This window comes from Kiloniella laminariae DSM 19542 (assembly GCF_000374005.1).
GTDB classification, from domain to species: domain Bacteria; phylum Pseudomonadota; class Alphaproteobacteria; order Kiloniellales; family Kiloniellaceae; genus Kiloniella; species Kiloniella laminariae.
On sequence record NZ_KB893135.1, the window covers coordinates 257,194 to 273,517 of the forward strand.

A 16,324-nucleotide genomic window follows, 5' to 3' on the forward strand; every position below is an offset into this window, starting at 1 on the left:
AAACTCAGTGTTTCAAGTCTCAGGATATGAAGAACCACACCGTCAAGAAAACGGACGTTTATTTACATGCGTTATAACACCAAAGGTTGTTCATCGCTCAATTTTATATCATGTTTGAATTTGTTATCGGAACGACCGCAACCAACCCAAAGCGGACATTGTGAAAATAGATATTGAGAAACTTTATTGAGAATTTAGCTACATAAAAAGAGATGCGGGATCATTACTCGTTACACCCATTTAAGTGTAAAGGATGTTATTGAGTTAATAGATTAGTTCTTGATGATAATGCAGAACTTCTGACCACCATCATTAGCTTTGCAAGTAAAAATAGCATCCTACAAAACTTAAATATTAATACCGACAACCTTAAAGGACTTGAAGCGGCAGATAATATGAACTATCTTTTCTAAAGATTTTCTACTATGGGTGTGTTATGGAATATTTAAATGAAATAATTGCGTTGTTAGCTGGTCTCATCGGAGGAGCTACAATTGGCTCATTAATAACAATAAAAGTTTGCTCCAATTCAAACAAGGTAAATCAGAGCGGTGCATCCTCAAAAGGAGATATTGTTGGTCGAGATAAGAACTAAACCCTTATTAATTAGTATAATTCAATGAAGTTCAACTCTGATAGTAATAATACCGACCAAACAAATGCAACCGCCAAAGAAAAAATAGTCGGTAGAGATGATAACAGCTCGAATAACAGTTACCATTTTCACGAAAATCCTCAATCACAAATTGATCTGTGGATACAAAAATTACACTACGAAATGGAAAATAATGAACGTATCTGTGATATGGTTGAAAGCCTTCAATTTTATCAAAAACAAATCCCATTTGACGACATTGTGGGTTTAGAAAACAAACTCTCGCATTCAGGGCGTGATAGCCAAAGAATAAAAGCCCTCTTAAAGAAAGAAGAATTCACAAAGTTATTAGACAGGTGGGGTGCTTATGCCTCTGCACAAGAAATCATAGCCTATCTTCTTTCAAGGATTGACACTCTTTATGAAACAGAAGTCCAGCCAGCAATAAACTCCGGAGCAACCAATGACGAAATCGATAAATTATTTAGAGTCAAAGTCATTGATCCTGTTATCAACGAAGTAAAATCAGCCCCATTTTTAATTAATTATAATCATGTATCTGGGATGGTTTACTGGTTGGCAGAGCTATGTTTCGTGAGGTGGCATAAATGATACAAATTACTTACCAACCTGCATACGACCCTTATCATACAGCTTTTAGAGTATTGATGCTGTTGGCACGAAATGAAGAAAAAAGCATTCGTTTACAAACATTAAAAATTCTCGATTTTTACCTAGCATTTCCGAATTTCATCCAAGAGATTAACGGAATAAAAACCCAGATAAAAAAGCATAATCTTGATACAATAAGTCCCCCTTATGGACACTTACCATCTTCCAAAATTATTTTCGACCAAATGAACGTCTTTCAAGAAGCAGCTGTGCAAACACTTCATCTAAGAGGAATTCTTGAATTCACGTCCGAAACTTTAGCTCATGAAAAAGTCAAATTAACCAAGAATAAAATACCTGAGAATTTACTCCCAGCTTTAACAAGAAGGAATGATGAGAAATCTAACATCCTAACTTTTTTATCCAATGTGCTAATGGAATTACCTCTCGAGGGGGCAAAAGGTCTTAAATCAAAGACGAGCTTAATGGAACACCGCTATGATTATCAATAACCCAACTTTACAAATAAAAAAATTAGTCGTTTCGGCAAGCGGACAAATCGCCTTCTCTGAAGAATTTCATTCAGGCCTTAATATTCTACGGGGAGAAAATAGTTCCGGTAAATCTACTATTATGGACTTCCTGTTTTATGGTTTGGGTGGGGACTTAAACAATTGGAGAGAAGCTGCACTAGAATGTGACGAGATAACTTTAGAAGTAATGCTCAATAGTGGCACCATAACAATTAAAAGAACAATTGAAGAAAGCTCTAGACAACCCATGAGAATTTTTGTGGGGCCGTTAGAAGAGGCAAATCTCTCCGCAACTGAAGGTTGGAGAATTTACCCCTATACTAGGCATAAAGATAAAGAGAGTTTCTCACAGGTCCTTTTTAGATGGTTAAATTTACCACAAGTACCTGGTCATGACACCAGTAACATAACAATGCATCAGTTATTAAGGCTATTATATGCTGATCAAATGACACCTACTCATCGATTATTACGAGTTGAAAGCTTTGATAACCCATTGATTCGTAGAACTGTTGGAGAAATGCTATGTGGAGCATACAACGTTGGATTATTTGATGCGCAAATAAGGTTAAGAGATGCCGAAAAAGAACTATCTGCCTTTAGTAATGAATTAAAAAGTATCTTGGCGTCTCTAGGGCATATCAAACATTCATTGACTATGGAGTGGCTTGATAGTGAAAAAAAGGCCACACTTGATGAAATCTCCGACGTTCAAAATGACATACTTCACGTTGAAGAAAAGCTGTTTCGTGGAGAGATAAGTGATGGTTTAAGCTTGCAATCGCAAAACCAAGCCTATGAAAACTTACAATCCATCCAAGTAATTTTGTCTGAAAAACAACAAAATCTTGATAGCCTAATTTTACAAATTAGGGATTCAGAACAATACATCCTTAGTTTGACAGAGAAATTTGCAGCGTTGCAAGACGCCTCAAGCACCGCAGACACGCTAAAAGGAATATCTTTTATTTATTGCCCGGCATGTTTTGCGCCCATAGATGATATAAATACTCATCATCATTGTCAGCTATGCAAGTCTCCATTCGATGAAGATAGGGCTTTATCAAGAATTCTATTATTAAAGAATGATGTTGGCCTTCAGTTGAAACAATCCAAAGAATTACAAAGACTGCGACATGACGAAGTTCAAAAATCTGAAAAAGAACTACATGACGCTAAAGCTAATTGGGAATCAGCATCGAGAAGGTATCACTTAGTCAACAAAATTCCATCCACTCATATGAGAACACAACTTAGGGATCTACATCGTAAAGCAGGATACTTGGAAAAACAGGTGGAAGAGCTAGATGGTCAATCCAGCCTGATAAAAAGAATTTCATCTCTTTCCAGTAAGAAGCAAGAGCTAAACACAGAGATAGAAAACCTTAAAGGAACGATCTCCGCCCACGAGACACGACAAAAAAAGAGACTTGCTAACGCCTATACAGCAGTAGCAGAAAACGTGAAATGGTTTCTAAAGAATGATCTTGCCCGACAAGATACTTTTTCAAAGGCAGAAAGCGTTGAGTTTGATTTTGAGAAAGATACTATGAGCGTAAATCACGAAAGTTTTTTCTCCGCAAGCTCAATGGTCTATATGAAAAATAGCTTTCTTGTGAGTTTCTGGAAAGCTTCTCTTGAAGATCAAGCCTTCAGATTCCCAAGGTTTTTATTAATGGACACTATGGAAGACAAAGGGATGGAACCTGAAAGAAGTCATAATTTTCAAAACCTATTAAAAGAAATTTCAGAATCTTCCGAAGTAGAGCATCAATTAATCTATGCGACATCAATGATTTCACCTGAATTAGAAAATTCCCCATATGTTGTTGGGCGATTTTTCACTCATGACAAACGCACTTTAGAACTTCATTATTAATTTCAAAACTAATAATAAAAGGTAAGACGTAAGGAAATTCTTTTTTATAAAGTTACACGAAATCTATTTTCATAATATCCCCTTCTGGCACAAAGCGACTGAAATCATGACCCATTTATATTCTCTCACATGTGGTCTGAGAATTATGATTGCAAGCTGAGGTGCAGATAATGCAAGCCCAGGCTTTGATGATTACGAGCCGCTAGGGTTACGGGTTTTTCTTGTGGAACAGCAGATAAATTCAACCGCTATCCTGAAAATGGCGTATGGTTGTGCTGTCGTACAGTTAAAACCGGATCATCCAGCCTGCTGACGCGTAACAGGTTAATTGATCGGTATCAGCAGCCGGGCCCCTACCCGGCATCTGCTGTCCGGGCCAGTTCCGGTTTAAGCCAACAAGCTCAAGAAACGGGGAACCGAGATGAAAAATACCTTCACACGAACAGTTTCTGCAGCCACTTTTGCCTCAACTCTGGGGGCATTTGCCCTCGGCGCTATCACGTTTGGTCCGGCTCTTGCCGGGGAAACGCCCTCGGCGCCGGGCACGCTGCAGTACTTTGTCAATCTGGAAGACGGCGCAACGCTCAAAGGCCCGGTCAAGGTGATCTTTGGTCTTTCCGGCATGGGCGTCGCCCCGGCTGGCACGGAGAAGGAAAATACCGGACACCATCACCTGCTGGTTGACCGTCCTGCCCTGGGTGAAGGTGAACATGGCCCTCACGAATTTGATGCCAACCTGCCCGCCGATGACCAGCACATCCACTATGGCGGCGGCCAGACCGAAACCACGCTGGAACTTGCGCCGGGCACACATACCCTGCAGCTCGTCCTCGCCGACAAGGATCACATCCCGCACAACCCGCCAGTCTTTTCAGAAGTGATCACCATCACGGTGGAATAGAAGCGTAATTTACCAAAACAGGGCTGGCGCCTGTCACAGCCAGCCCTGTATTTTCACCAGCTCCTCTTGAGCGAGTAAGCCTCTCACCGCAAGGCGTAAGGGATATAGAGCGCCAGATCCTGCCAGAACCAGAGCAATACCGCCGTGGCCAGCATGATCCCGGCAAAGGGCAGAGCTCCCCTGGCGACTTCCTGCAGGCTGGCCTTGCCCACGGCCTGGATGACAAAAAGGTTCATCCCCACCGGCGGCGTGATCAGCGCGGTTTCGATCAGCACGACAAAGAAGATCCCGAACCAGACCGGGTCGATGTTGACGTTGAGCACCGCCGGCAGCAGCACCGGCACCATGATCAGCAGCATCGACAGGCTTTCGAGAAAAAAGCCCATGATCAGCAGGACAAGACCAACAGCCAGCACAAACAGGCCCGGTGTCGAGATGTTTTCCGTCAAAAGCGCGCTGATGGACTGCGGGATCAGATAGAGCGTAATGGCATAGGAAAAGACCTTGGCCCCGGCAATAATGATCAGGATCATCACCGTGGTGCTGAGCGAGTTCTGCACCGCTTCTTTCAGTTTGGCGAAATCCATCCGTCCCATGATCAAGGTAATGATCAGGGCAAAGACAAAGCCCAGTCCGGCGCTTTCAGACGGTGTGGCAATGCCCGCATAGATCGAGCCAACAATCCCCACAGCCAGCAAGACCGTCGGCAGCGCCATAAGTGATGCGCGGCCCCGCTCGCCCCAGCTGGCTTTTGGCATCGGCTGATAGGCCCCGGTAATCCGGGCAAAGAGCAGGCCATAGACAATAAAGGCCCCGGCCAAAAACAGACCCGGTCCAATCCCGGCCAGAAACAACAGCGGGATCGAGCTTTCGGTCACCACGCCATAGATGATCAGCGGGATCGAGGGCGGGATCAAAATGCCCAATGTGCCCCCTGCCGCCAGCATGCCCAACACAAAGGGTCGGTCATAACCGCGCTTTTCCATTTCCGGAATGGCCACGGTGCCCACTGTCGCGGCTGTGGCAACCGAGGAGCCCGAAATCGCGGAAAAGAGTGTACAGGAAAGGATCGTCGCCACCCCCAGCCCGCCGGGCCAGTGACCAACCCAGCTTTGTACCGCTGCATAGAGATCGCGCCCGACCCCGCCCCTGAGCAGGATATTGGACATCAGCAGAAACATCGGCACCGCCAGAAGCTCAAAGCTGTCAACCGACCCGTGCAGACGCTGGGGCACCGCCACCAGCGGCAGGCCCTTGAGCACCAGCAGAATGACACCAAGACCACCCAGTGCAATCGCAACCGGGGTCCGCAGCAGCAACAAAGCCAGCAAGGCCGTCAGAATCAAAAAGGCTTCCATCAGTGCGATATTTCCAGCGGGTTGTCTTTGGGGTCGGGCAATTCATTGCGCCAGACCCGGATCAGTTGCACCAAGCCCTGCAGCGCAAAAAGCAGCCCTCCGACCCAGACCGGGGCGTGGGTCAGCCATTTTGGCGGCGCGAGATAACTGTCGGTGGTGTGTCCGGCAAGGGTGTACTTCAACCAGATCTGAAAGCCGTAATAAACCGCGGTTCCGGCAAAAATCAACAGCATGACCGTCGCCAGAGTTTCCGCCAGCTTGCGTTTCGGGCTCGCCGGATCACCCAGCAGAACCTCAATCGTGATCATTTCCTGCCGCTTGAGCACATAGGCAGAGGACAAGAACACCACCCAGACCATCAGATAGCGGCTGACCTCGTCCACCCAGATGGTCGGGGCGACAAAGACATAGCGCATCACCACCTCCCAGGTGATGAAAAAGCCGATTGCCACCAGACACCAGGCTGCAATCTTGCCCGCCCCGTCGGACAGGGCATCCACCCCGGACATAAAAAGCCGCAAAGCGCCGCTCATAATGTACTCCTGCATCGATACAGCAAAACAAGAGCAGGACCCGGGATGTCCCGGCCCTGCTCTCAAACAATGCTTATTTAGCCGCCTTGATCGCGTCGATCGAGGCTGCGCCCGTGGTGCCAGTTTCTTCGATAAAGCGGGTGACAACGCCCTGGGTTGCGGCAACCCATTCAGCGCGCTCGGCTTCGCTCAGGTCAACCACGGTCATGACAGATTTCATCTCCGTAACGATCTCGGCTTCTTCCGCATAGATCTCGTCGCGCAGTCTGGCTTCGACTTCCAGTGCAGCTTCGTCGATGATCGTCTTTTCCGCATCGGACAGATCATTATAGAAATCCTGGTTCATCACCGCCACGAACTCAATCGCGCTGTCAAAGGTCAGGGTCATGTGATCCATCACTTCAAACAGTTTGCGTGACTTGACGGCTGATGCCCCCGTCATGCCCACATCAACCGCGCCCTGCTGGTACCCCAGGAACTGCTTTGAGCCGGACATCAAGGTTGGCGCGCCGCCCAGTGCCTCAACGGTCCAGCCGTGAACCTTGCCATAGGTACGGACTTTTTTACCCTTGATATCCGCAGGTGTGCGAATGGCTGAGCCGTTGTTCAGGTAAATGTTCCGGCCAAAAGCCTGCCACCACAGAACCTTGGCGTTGGTTTCCTTGACGATGGCTCCGTCAATTTCCCTGCGCAGTTCGGAACCCGGGGCCACAGAAGCCCGCAGATGTTTTTCGGATTCAAACACAAAGGGAATGGCGATCACATCAACCGCCGGAACCGACCCGGCAAAACGGCCAATAAAGGCGGAACCCGCTTCAACCGCGCCTGTCCCCACCGCATTGGGAACATCCTGATCCTTGAACAGCTGAGCCGAGGGAAAGAGCTGGATTTTCAGCTCGCCGCCGGATTTCTCCTCGACGATTTTGGCAAACTCCATCCAGTTTTTGCCCAGCGAATGGGTTTCCGGCAACTGCAGGGTTACCCGGATAACCTTCTCGGCAAAGGCTGCTGATGATGATACGGCCAGCCCGGTGGCAACCGCTGCGCCCAAGATCCAGTGTTTCATTGTTCTTCCCTCTTATTTTTTCAAGCAAGCTTGTTATATTTGTGGCCCGAACAGATATAGACCCGGGCCGCAGCTTTACACTCAAGAGCAGTGACCGGGACAGCATTCAGACAGACGTGAAAAATGCACCTGCAGATTACAGAGTGCAAAAGGTGATATTTTTACAGCTGATTTTGTAACCATCGGCGGCAAAAGACAAATACTATGTCGGGAAAAAGATTATCTGACAGAAACGGGCAAGGTTACTCAAGGGCTTAAAGCCCCCTAACCGCTACAAAATCAGGGCAGGACACCAACTTAATATATAAGACACCGGGATATAAGACACCGGGTTACATATAACGACCGTCCTTGAGGGCTTCCATATAGACATCATAGAGACCACTGTTGCGGAACATCTGCAGCCGGGTATTAAAACGGTCGCGCAGGGCCCCACTGCCGGGCAGACTTTTCGGGAAAAGCAGATAACTCAGATTGACCAGAACAGGCCGCGGGTGATGGGTAATCATCTTCTGCATTTCAGACGGAAAATTTTCCCGCAATGCCGCATAACCCACGTTGACCTCCTGGGGATAGAGGCTGATCCGCCCCGCCAGCAGCTTTTCGAAATTCTGGCGGTCTGTCGGCAAACGGTCCATATAGATCTGCCCGCTGTCGAGATAGGCATCCAGCCCCGGCCCGTAGCTGTACTTGATCCCGCCGCCCATGCGCTGGTCCGTCAGCTCGCCAAAGTCCTGCCAGTCAAAAGCCATATCCGCCCGATGGAAAAAGACAAACTCCTCGTTCAGAACCGGTTCGCTGTAAAGAAAGTCCGCCTCGCGCTCGGCCTTGTGCATCCAGACGCCTGTGGCCACAAAGTTGCCGCTGGCCGCTTCCGAATAGGCCCGTCCCCAGGGCAGAAATTGTATTTCCACCGGAATACCTTCGGCGGCAAAGATATCGGAAATCAAATGGGCAACAGCCCCGTGATGCTCCAGCTTTTCCGAAATATAGGGCGGCCATTCCCCCACTGTAATCTGCAGGGGTTGCCCTGTGTCACTTCCTCCGGCATCGGCAGGAGCTGTGTTTGCGGGCGAACTGGCGGCGGGCGAACTGGCGGATGTATTGGCAGGAGGCGTTTGCTGGGCAGAGACCTGAACAGGAAAGAGCGCCAGCAGAGCCAACAAGGGAAGAAGCCCGGCCAGCAATATACACGCCCCAAAAGGGCTGGATGGAAAAAATGGCCGGGGCAGTATATGTCGAACAGCCGTTAGTAACAGATTGCCTCGCCCCTTTCTGGACGGATCGGTAAATTTGTTTTCGACTGTGTTGACCATTGGCGCCACACTCCGCTGTTGAACTGCCAACCTTCTCTTGTTTCTGGTCAGGATGACAGATCCGACCGGATTATTAACGAAGGCAGAGAATTGTTCAGTAACTTATGATAACAGCAAAACGATTAAATTTCTCCCCCGGATAATTACTAACTGTGTTCGCAAGTTTTTTTCATCTTCCAATTTCAGATGAAATTCAAAAACAAAACTCTAAATGACATAATTATATTTATACAAATCATAAAACAATAGGCCTACAACTAAGCAAAGAATCGATATAACCTCTTTATCACACGAAATATATATAAAAATATTTATTTCAATGTAGTGCCAAGAGAGAAAATAACCCCCTCTATTCCACCTGAGGCCAGGCGATGAAACACCACCATCGGTGTTTAACACTCAGCCCCTGTCGCACGCCCCAGGCCCCCGGCAGCACCAAGACTGCAGGCACACAATAAAAATCAGGGCCTGCAGCACAGCAGGTCTCCAGCAAGGGAAGGAAACAGGTAATGGCGATAAAAGCGCCTCTCACAGATCTGCCAATCCGCACGGCACAAAGCGGGTTTTACAAGGGTTTCAGTTTTGATGTGACTGTCACCTCAAAACTCGCCATCGGCGCCCTCATCATCTGGGCCGTGGCTTTTCCAGATCAGGCCGGAGCCATTCTGGGCGGCCTCAACAGCTTTATTCTGGCAAACTTTGCCACCTGGTATGTCTATGTCATGGGCGGCTTTGTCCTTGCCTGCATCCTGCTTGCCGTCTGGCCGACTGCCGGGCGGCTCAAGCTGGGTCTGCCCTCGGACAAACCGGAATTCTCGAACTTCTCCTGGTTTTCCATGATGTTCGGCGCCGGGATCGGTGTCGGCATGCTGACCTGGGCTGTGGCAGAACCGATCTATCACTTTGGCAACAACCCCGATGTCATTCAGGGTCTGGCCGGAAGCGGCCAGGAAGACAATGTCATCAATGCCTACAAGTGGTCCTTTCTGCACTGGGGTTTTTCGGCCTGGTCCTCCTATGCCATCACCGGACTGGCCCTGGGCTATTTTGCCTATCGCCGCAACCTGCCCCTGACCATCCGCTCGGCGCTCTCCCCCCTCTTTGGTGCAAGGCTTTCCGGGCCGCTGGGCCACGCCATTGACATTGTTGCCGTCATCGCCACCATTCTCGGCGTCGCCCAGACTCTCGGCTTTGGCGTTGAACAGTTTGTTGCCGGCCTGCACCGGATCGGCTTTGGCGACTGGCTCTACAACGACCAGGGCACGGCTTCGTCTGCCGCAATCATCTTTGCCATTCTGGTGATTATGGGCGCCTCAACCCTGTCCGCCCTGTCCGGTGTCGGCAAGGGGATCAAGTGGCTTTCCAACATCAACATGGCCCTGAGCATCTTCCTGCTGGGCTTTTTCCTGCTTTTCGGCTCCACCTGGTTTGGCTTGACCGCTTTGTTTGTCGGACTGCTGGACTATGTCGCCGCCTTGCCGTCCATGCTCTTTACCGTTTATCAGGCCGATGGCAGCGAAACTGGCGACGCCCTCAGCAGCTGGCAGGGCGGCTGGACCGTGTTCTACTGGGCCTGGTGGGTTGCTTTTGCCCCCTTTGTCGGGCTGTTCCTTGCCCGCATTTCCAAAGGCCGGACCATCCGCGAGTTTGTCATCGGGGCGGTGATCGTCCCGGCGCTGATGTGTTTTGTCTGGTTCACCTTTGCCGGGGGCACCGCCATCGACATGGAGCTGACCGGCGTTGCCAAGGGGGCAATCAATGCCGCCGCTGATGGTGACAAGATCTTTGCCATGACCGCACTGATGCTCTCGCCCACCCTGGGCTGGATCATGGCGGTGATCATTGTCGTCCTGCTGATGACCTATCTTGTCACCTCGGCTGATTCCGCGATCCTGATCGTCAACACCATCAATGCAGCCGGGGATGAAGGACCAAAAGCCCGCCCGCACATCATCTTCTGGGGCGTCGCCCTGGCACTGGTGGTTGCGGCCCTGCTGCTGGTTGGCGGGCTCAAAGCCATCCAGACCGCCATGGTAATCGGTGCCCTGCCATTCTCTATTGTCATGGTCCTGATGTGTGTCTCCCTTATCAAGGCGATCTACCGGGACGGCTTGAGAAGCAAGATTGGCACCGCGACAACCTTCACAGCAGCCGAATAAAAATTTCGCCTCCTCACCTGCCCCTTTCCTTACCGGGAAAGGGGCTTTTTTACTTTTCAGCAGACAGCAACAGAAACCGGGCGGATCTATGCGAATTCCTTCCTGTTTCAGTTAAAAAATGATACTTTAAAATAGATCAATAATAACAGTTGATCTGTAAATACAGATCAAAACTTGAACCACACACCACAAATATGATATAGAAATATATATCAAAAAATATCATTGATGTATAAAAGATGATCAAATAATGAATTATGCAATTGAAAACATCACCGCGTCTCTAAAAGAACACCGTGAAAATAAAGGCTTAAGCCAAAGAGAGCTAAGTGCACTTTCAGGCGTGCCGCAATCGCATATCTCGAAGATCGAAAGCAATGCCGTCGATCTCAGGCTTTCAAGCCTGGCGTCCCTCGCCCATGCACTTGACCTCGAACTGATCATGATCCCCCGCAAGGCAGCGTCGGCAGTCAGGTCAATTATACGCTCAACAGGCAACCAAAAGCCGCAAAACAGCAACGATGCACTGCGAGAGCTCACCCGTGCCCAACGCGCCCTTGATACACTCCCTCAGGCTTTTCACAAGGACCCCGCAATGCAAAGCCTGCAGAAACAGTTTCGAGAACTGAACAGCTTCCCTGATATCTCCCCCGGTGTATTTCCCGGTGTATCTCCCGGTATATTCCCGGATATATCACAGGAAACAAGCAGGATCAGGAATATACGGAACGCACTTGAAGCCCTGAACCATTCCCGAGAAGACTCCAAAGGGGTCAAAACCCTTGAGAAAATTGCCCGTGATACCCGGCGGCTTTGCAATATCCTGACACAGAAAGTGCCATCACGTCCGGTCGAGCAACCAGCAGCCAGACCAGCCTACAGCCTGGACGAGGATGACAGCGATGGCTGATGTCTCTGTTCTTGATATCGAACTTTATGACCAACCCATCGGAACACTGACACGTGTCGCCGGGGACCGCAGTCTGTTTGCCTTCAACCAAGACTACATCGACACCCCCGACCGCCCGACACTCGGCCTGTTTTTCAAGGATGAGTTCGGCGGGTTACGTACCGCCTTCAGGCCTGTCCAGACGCAGGTCATGCCATTTTTCTCCAATCTCTTGCCGGAAGGGCACCTGCGCAGCTACCTCGCAGAACAAGCCGGGGTTCATGCTGGAAGAGAATTTTTTTTGCTCTGGGCGTTAGGGCAAGACCTCCCCGGCGCCATTACAATCAAACCGGCAGACGGAGAAAACTGGCCCCCAGAGACGCTGCAAAAGGCGGATACAGCTGCGCCCGCAAACAGAAGAAATATGCTGCGCTTCTCTCTTGCCGGTGTACAGCTGAAATTCTCGGCCGTTGAAAACACCCGCAGCGGTCTTACCATTCCCGCCTCCGGTGTCGGGGGGGACTGGATCGTCAAGCTGCCTTCTCGGGAATTTACCGGTGTCCCCGAAAACGAATTTTCAATGATGCGACTGGCCGCCATGCTGGGCATGGACGTCCCCCGAATTGATCTGGTTGATATCGACAGCATTGCAAACCTGCCAAACGGTACGGATCGCTTTGGGACCAGGGCCTTCGTTATTGAACGTTTTGACCGCCATCCCGACAAGGGGCGCATACACACCGAGGACTTTGCACAGGTCTTTGGTGTCTATGGCGAGAACAAGTACAAGAAGGCGAGCATGCGCAACATTGCTTCTGTTCTTGCTGCGGAGGGGACAGATGAAGATATGCGCGAGCTTATCCGCCGCATTACTTTCAACACGCTGATTGGCAATGGGGATATGCATCTCAAAAACTGGTCACTGATCTATCCTGATCAACACAACGCTGCCCTGTCACCAGCCTATGATTTTGTTTCGACCGTTCCCTACATCCCCGATCAAGGCTTCGCCCTCAATTACAGCCGGGTCCGAGATTTTGCCGCCTTTGACGAAGACGAAATGACCCATCTGGCCGCAAAAGCCGCCTTGCCCGCGAAAATGGTTCTTGATGTCGCCCGTCAAACAGCAAGTGACTTTTCAGAAATCTGGCGACGTGAGAAAAATTCACTGCCAATGCTGGACGATGTAAGAACCGCAATTGACGCGCTGCTCCCAACCCTTCCGCTGATGAAAGGCAACAGGTAGAAAATTGTTTTTCATAACGATTTTCCTCCCGTGATTTCCCCGTGATTTCCCCGTGATTTCCCCTGGGATTTCCCCTGGGATTTCCCCGTTACCTCCCCGATATCTCCCCGATATCTCCCCGATATCTCCGGGCCTGTGATTAACTCTGCCCCTGTCAGAGCCCGAACTCTTCCTCGATCCAGCTGACAAAGGCCTGGCTGGCCCGGGTCTGGCTGTGGCGGGCGGGCTGGATCAGGTAATAGGCTTCTCGCATCTGCACCGCGTGATCAAAGGGCCGGGCCAGACGTCCGCTCTGCAGCAGATCGCCCACCAGCGCATCGTGACCCATGGCCAGCCCGGCCCCGTGCAGCGCAGCAGTCAGGGTAATGGAATAGGTTGAGGCCAGGTTTATACTCCGCCCGGCGGGCAGGCTCTGCCCCTGATCAGCCAGCCAGTTTTCCCAGCAACAGAAAACCGCGCTGCAATCGAACAGCGGATCGTGTCGCCAGTCTGCCCTTGCCAGCAGCTCTGGCGCACAGACCGGGTAAAATTCCCCGCGCGACAGTAACTGCGATTCCAGCCCTTCCTCGATCTTGTGACCATAGCGGATCAGCATCGAAGCCGTCGGCTCGGTCTGGTTGATCCAGATTTCCGGCACCACATTGATGCTCAGCCAGGGGAAACGTTTCAGCAGACCGGGCAGACGGGGCGCCAGCCAGAAGATCGAAAAAGCCATATTGCACTGGATCGTCAGGCGTTCGTCCTCGCCTTCTCCGGTCAGGGCACGGGTGCCGCGCTGCAGACGGTCAAAGGCATCCTGCACCACCGGCAGATAACGCTCGCCCGCCTCGGTCAGCAAAAGCGCCCGCGGACGACGGATAAAAAGCGGATGGCCGAGACGCTGTTCCAGCGCCTTGATCTGCTGCGATACCGCCGACTGGGTCATGTTCAGCTCACCCGCCGCCCCGGTAAAGGACAGCTGTCGCGCCGCCGCCTCAAAGGCATGCAGCCAGTTCAGTGGCGGAAGACGGCTATCTTTCATTTACCCTCCCTCTGCTCTCACCTCACTGACATTATCAATGCAGTAGTTTTGCTTATGACAATACTGCTTTTTTCTCGTTTGTAAATGTCCGGGCCTTCTTCCAGAATTCTTTCGGCCACCAGAATAAGCACCAGCACCAGGCACCCCTCAGCCCCCTTTCAGGAGAAACACCATGTCCCAGATCACATCCCGACACACAGGCAAAGCCTACGATGCCGCGGAATGGCAGCTGCGGGTTGATCTGGCTGCGGCCTTTCGTCTGGCGGTGCATTTTGACTGGCATGAGTCCGTGGGCAATCATTTCTCTGCTGCGGTTTCGGCTGATGGTAAAAAGTTTCTGCTCAATCCGAAATGGCAGCATTTCTCCACCATCCGGGCCAGCGACCTGCTGCTGCTTGATGCCGACGACCCGGAAACCATGAAAGGCCCGGATGCCCCGGACCCCACCGCCTGGTGTATTCATGGCGCGGTCCATGCCGCCGTCCCCAATGCGCGGGTCCTGCTGCACTGTCACCCGGCCTATGCCACGGCGCTGGCAACGTTGAAAGACCCGTCGATGAAGCCGATTGACCAGAACACCGCCCGCTTTTTCAACCGCATGGCCATTGATCTGGGTTTCGCCGGGCTGGCCGATGAAGCCGCAGAGGGACAGCGCATCGCCCGCGCCTTTGGCAATCATTCTGTTATGATGATGGGCAATCACGGCGTGACGGTTGCCGCCAATACAGTCGCCGAGGCCTTTGAAGATCTCTATTTTCTCGAACGCGCGGCCAAGACCCTGATCCTCGCCTATTCCACGGGGCAGGAACTCAATATTCTCAGCGACGAGATCGCCGAAAAAACCGCCCGCAGCTGGGAAGACTATAAAGACGCGTCTTTTGCCCACTTCGACCAGTTGAAAGCCATGCTGGACAAAAGCGACCCCTCCTACCGGGAATAGTAAAATCGGAGTGTCACAACAACCGGGGCAAACTTGAAAAGCAAAAACAAGAGCCTAAATCACTTTTATGCATTATCACGACGGCAAGCTCCTCTGACCTGAGCCATAAAAGTGACAAACGATGAAACTGAAGCGCACTAAAACTCTCCTGACTTTTCTGGTTACAGCGGGCTTGAGCCTGGGCCTTATTCCCGGCCTCGGCAGAACGGCAACTGCCGGGGAGCAGCAGGTCGGCGTTTCAACGATGCAGATCACGGCCCCGGAACGACAGAGAGAACTCGACATAACACTCTGGTACCCGGCCGCGACAGGCGGAGAAGCCGTTATTGTCGGTGACACTGCTCTCTTTAAAGGGATAGAGGGAGCAAAGGACGCACCGCTTGCCGAGGGCTCCCACCCGCTTGTCCTTGTCTCGCTGGGTGGCATGAGGGCTGCGCCCGATCTTGGCGGATGGATCGGCTCCCGTCTTGCCTCTCAGGGCTTCATTGCTGCCCTTGTCCAGCCTCCACGGCTGCGCGCCAGCGATGCACATCTTGCTCCGGCTGAAATCTGGCTGCGCCCCGGGGATCTTTCCGCAACACTCACCGAACTTGAAAAAAATACCCTCTGGTCCGGCCATATCGATGCAGACAGGGTTGGTGCTCTGGGATTTTTTCTCGGCGGGACATCTGTCCTCTCGCTGGTTGGGGCGCAGCTTGACCCTGATCACTACAGCCAGAGCTGCAACCCCGGGAGCACGGGTCTTGATTGTGCCTGGTTCTCCAAAAGCAACGTTGACCTGCAGCAGATCGATGCCGCAAGGATTGCCCGATCAAACCTTGATCCGCGGATCAAAATCGCCATCGCGGTTGATCCCGAACTCTCGACCAGTTTTTCTCCCGGCAGCCTCGCCGCCATCACCTCACCCACTACAATCCTGAATTTGGGTACGCCCGACACGATCCTGCCGGGACTGGAAGCCTCGGCTCTGGCGGCACTGATCCCCGGCAGCAGCTACACAACTCTGCCCGGAACCTCTCACTTCAGCGCCTTTGCTGTCTGCAAACCAAATGGCGTGGCCATACTGGCAGAAGAAGGCGAAGACCAGGCCATCTGTCAGGAACCCGACAATCGCGACCGGAACCTGCTGCACCACGAAATTTCAGACGAGATCATCAATGTTTTGACTGCTCACCTGCTGTTGACAAAATAATCGCCCCATACAGAAATCAGGAACATGCCGGCAAAGAAAACTATTTGTTAACTTTAATAGCAGATCCTCATCAGCGGGTCACCA

General features: G+C 51.0%; 14 protein-coding genes. 9 read left to right on the plus strand and 5 right to left on the minus strand.

Features of this window, described 5'->3' with window-relative positions; all coding sequences use genetic code 11:
• Positions 1–619 precede the first annotated feature (619 nt).
• From B152_RS0105960 to B152_RS0105975, 4 genes are all read left to right on the plus strand, one after another.
• The gene (locus tag B152_RS0105960; protein ID WP_020591485.1) at positions 620–1,207 is read left to right on the plus strand and encodes an ABC-three component system protein; all 588 of its coding nucleotides are present in this window, start codon (positions 620–622) and stop codon (positions 1,205–1,207) included.
• Positions 1,204–1,719, plus strand: coding sequence for an ABC-three component system middle component 5 (locus tag B152_RS0105965; RefSeq protein WP_020591486.1), 516 nt, complete (start codon positions 1,204–1,206; stop codon positions 1,717–1,719). Before B152_RS0105960 ends, B152_RS0105965 begins: the two co-directional genes overlap by 4 nt.
• Entirely contained in the window at positions 1,706–3,619 is a 1,914-nt protein-coding gene (locus B152_RS0105970; RefSeq protein WP_020591487.1) for an ATP-binding protein, read from the plus strand. Before B152_RS0105965 ends, B152_RS0105970 begins: the two co-directional genes overlap by 14 nt.
• 421 nt (positions 3,620–4,040) lie before the next feature.
• A complete protein-coding gene (locus tag B152_RS0105975; protein WP_020591488.1) occupies positions 4,041–4,520 on the plus strand; it encodes a DUF4399 domain-containing protein in 480 nt (159 codons plus the stop codon).
• Between the two features lie 83 nt (positions 4,521–4,603).
• Here the strand turns inward: B152_RS0105975 and B152_RS0105980 are convergent, their stop codons facing one another.
• The 4 genes from B152_RS0105980 to B152_RS0106000 all read right to left on the minus strand — a co-directional run bounded on the left by B152_RS0105980 (position 4,604) and on the right by B152_RS0106000 (position 8,793).
• Complete coding sequence (locus B152_RS0105980; RefSeq protein ID WP_020591489.1) at positions 4,604–5,878, minus strand: TRAP transporter large permease; 1,275 nt, start codon at positions 5,876–5,878, stop codon at positions 4,604–4,606.
• Positions 5,878–6,411: a TRAP transporter small permease gene (locus B152_RS0105985; protein WP_020591490.1), complete on the minus strand. Its 534-nt coding sequence runs from the start codon at positions 6,409–6,411 to the stop codon at positions 5,878–5,880. Before B152_RS0105985 ends, B152_RS0105980 begins: the two co-directional genes overlap by 1 nt.
• Positions 6,412–6,484: 73 nt before the next feature.
• The gene (gene dctP / locus B152_RS0105990; protein ID WP_020591491.1) at positions 6,485–7,477 is read right to left on the minus strand and encodes a TRAP transporter substrate-binding protein DctP; all 993 of its coding nucleotides are present in this window, start codon (positions 7,475–7,477) and stop codon (positions 6,485–6,487) included.
• Positions 7,478–7,809: 332 nt separating this feature from the next.
• On the minus strand, positions 7,810–8,793 hold the full coding sequence (locus tag B152_RS0106000) for a substrate-binding periplasmic protein (protein ID WP_020591493.1): 984 nt from the start codon (positions 8,791–8,793) through the stop codon (positions 7,810–7,812).
• A 509-nt stretch (positions 8,794–9,302) separates the two neighbouring features.
• Between B152_RS0106000 and B152_RS0106005 the strand changes: the two genes are divergently transcribed.
• From B152_RS0106005 to B152_RS0106015, 3 genes are all read left to right on the plus strand, one after another.
• Positions 9,303–10,952 (plus strand): BCCT family transporter, encoded by a 1,650-nt coding sequence (locus B152_RS0106005; RefSeq protein ID WP_020591494.1) that lies wholly within the window; start codon positions 9,303–9,305, stop codon positions 10,950–10,952.
• A 250-nt stretch (positions 10,953–11,202) separates the two neighbouring features.
• Positions 11,203–11,862 carry a helix-turn-helix domain-containing protein gene (locus B152_RS0106010; RefSeq protein ID WP_020591495.1) on the plus strand — a complete coding sequence of 220 codons (660 nt, stop codon included), beginning with the start codon at positions 11,203–11,205 and terminating at the stop codon, positions 11,860–11,862.
• The gene (locus tag B152_RS0106015) at positions 11,855–13,087 is read left to right on the plus strand and encodes a type II toxin-antitoxin system HipA family toxin (RefSeq protein ID WP_020591496.1); all 1,233 of its coding nucleotides are present in this window, start codon (positions 11,855–11,857) and stop codon (positions 13,085–13,087) included. Before B152_RS0106010 ends, B152_RS0106015 begins: the two co-directional genes overlap by 8 nt.
• A gap of 154 nt (positions 13,088–13,241) precedes the next feature.
• Here the strand turns inward: B152_RS0106015 and B152_RS0106020 are convergent, their stop codons facing one another.
• Complete coding sequence (locus B152_RS0106020) at positions 13,242–14,108, minus strand: LysR family transcriptional regulator (RefSeq protein ID WP_020591497.1); 867 nt, start codon at positions 14,106–14,108, stop codon at positions 13,242–13,244.
• Between the two features lie 172 nt (positions 14,109–14,280).
• Here B152_RS0106020 and B152_RS0106025 point away from each other — a divergent pair, with 172 nt between their 5' ends.
• Both B152_RS0106025 and B152_RS22725 read left to right on the plus strand, forming a co-directional pair.
• Positions 14,281–15,048 (plus strand): class II aldolase/adducin family protein, encoded by a 768-nt coding sequence (locus B152_RS0106025; protein WP_020591498.1) that lies wholly within the window; start codon positions 14,281–14,283, stop codon positions 15,046–15,048.
• A gap of 121 nt (positions 15,049–15,169) precedes the next feature.
• Positions 15,170–16,240: an alpha/beta hydrolase family protein gene (locus B152_RS22725; RefSeq protein WP_020591499.1), complete on the plus strand. Its 1,071-nt coding sequence runs from the start codon at positions 15,170–15,172 to the stop codon at positions 16,238–16,240.
• Positions 16,241–16,324 lie beyond the last annotated feature (84 nt).

What these genes read in the sequence shown, in the direction of transcription:
- B152_RS22725 (WP_020591499.1), top strand. Translation starts at nt 15,170, where the DNA reads ATGAAACTGAAGCGCACTAAAACTCTCCTGACTTTTCTGGTTACAGCG.
- B152_RS0105980 (WP_020591489.1), bottom strand. Translation starts at nt 5,878, where the DNA reads ATGGAAGCCTTTTTGATTCTGACGGCCTTGCTGGCTTTGTTGCTGCTG.
- B152_RS0105975 (WP_020591488.1), top strand. Translation starts at nt 4,041, where the DNA reads ATGAAAAATACCTTCACACGAACAGTTTCTGCAGCCACTTTTGCCTCA.
- B152_RS0105960 (WP_020591485.1), top strand. Translation starts at nt 620, where the DNA reads ATGAAGTTCAACTCTGATAGTAATAATACCGACCAAACAAATGCAACC.
- B152_RS0106020 (WP_020591497.1), bottom strand. Translation starts at nt 14,108, where the DNA reads ATGAAAGATAGCCGTCTTCCGCCACTGAACTGGCTGCATGCCTTTGAG.
- B152_RS0106015 (WP_020591496.1), top strand. Translation starts at nt 11,855, where the DNA reads ATGGCTGATGTCTCTGTTCTTGATATCGAACTTTATGACCAACCCATC.
- B152_RS0106000 (WP_020591493.1), bottom strand. Translation starts at nt 8,793, where the DNA reads ATGGTCAACACAGTCGAAAACAAATTTACCGATCCGTCCAGAAAGGGG.
- B152_RS0106025 (WP_020591498.1), top strand. Translation starts at nt 14,281, where the DNA reads ATGTCCCAGATCACATCCCGACACACAGGCAAAGCCTACGATGCCGCG.
- B152_RS0105970 (WP_020591487.1), top strand. Translation starts at nt 1,706, where the DNA reads ATGATTATCAATAACCCAACTTTACAAATAAAAAAATTAGTCGTTTCG.
- dctP (WP_020591491.1), bottom strand. Translation starts at nt 7,477, where the DNA reads ATGAAACACTGGATCTTGGGCGCAGCGGTTGCCACCGGGCTGGCCGTA.
- B152_RS0106005 (WP_020591494.1), top strand. Translation starts at nt 9,303, where the DNA reads ATGGCGATAAAAGCGCCTCTCACAGATCTGCCAATCCGCACGGCACAA.
- B152_RS0105965 (WP_020591486.1), top strand. Translation starts at nt 1,204, where the DNA reads ATGATACAAATTACTTACCAACCTGCATACGACCCTTATCATACAGCT.
- B152_RS0106010 (WP_020591495.1), top strand. Translation starts at nt 11,203, where the DNA reads ATGAATTATGCAATTGAAAACATCACCGCGTCTCTAAAAGAACACCGT.
- B152_RS0105985 (WP_020591490.1), bottom strand. Translation starts at nt 6,411, where the DNA reads ATGAGCGGCGCTTTGCGGCTTTTTATGTCCGGGGTGGATGCCCTGTCC.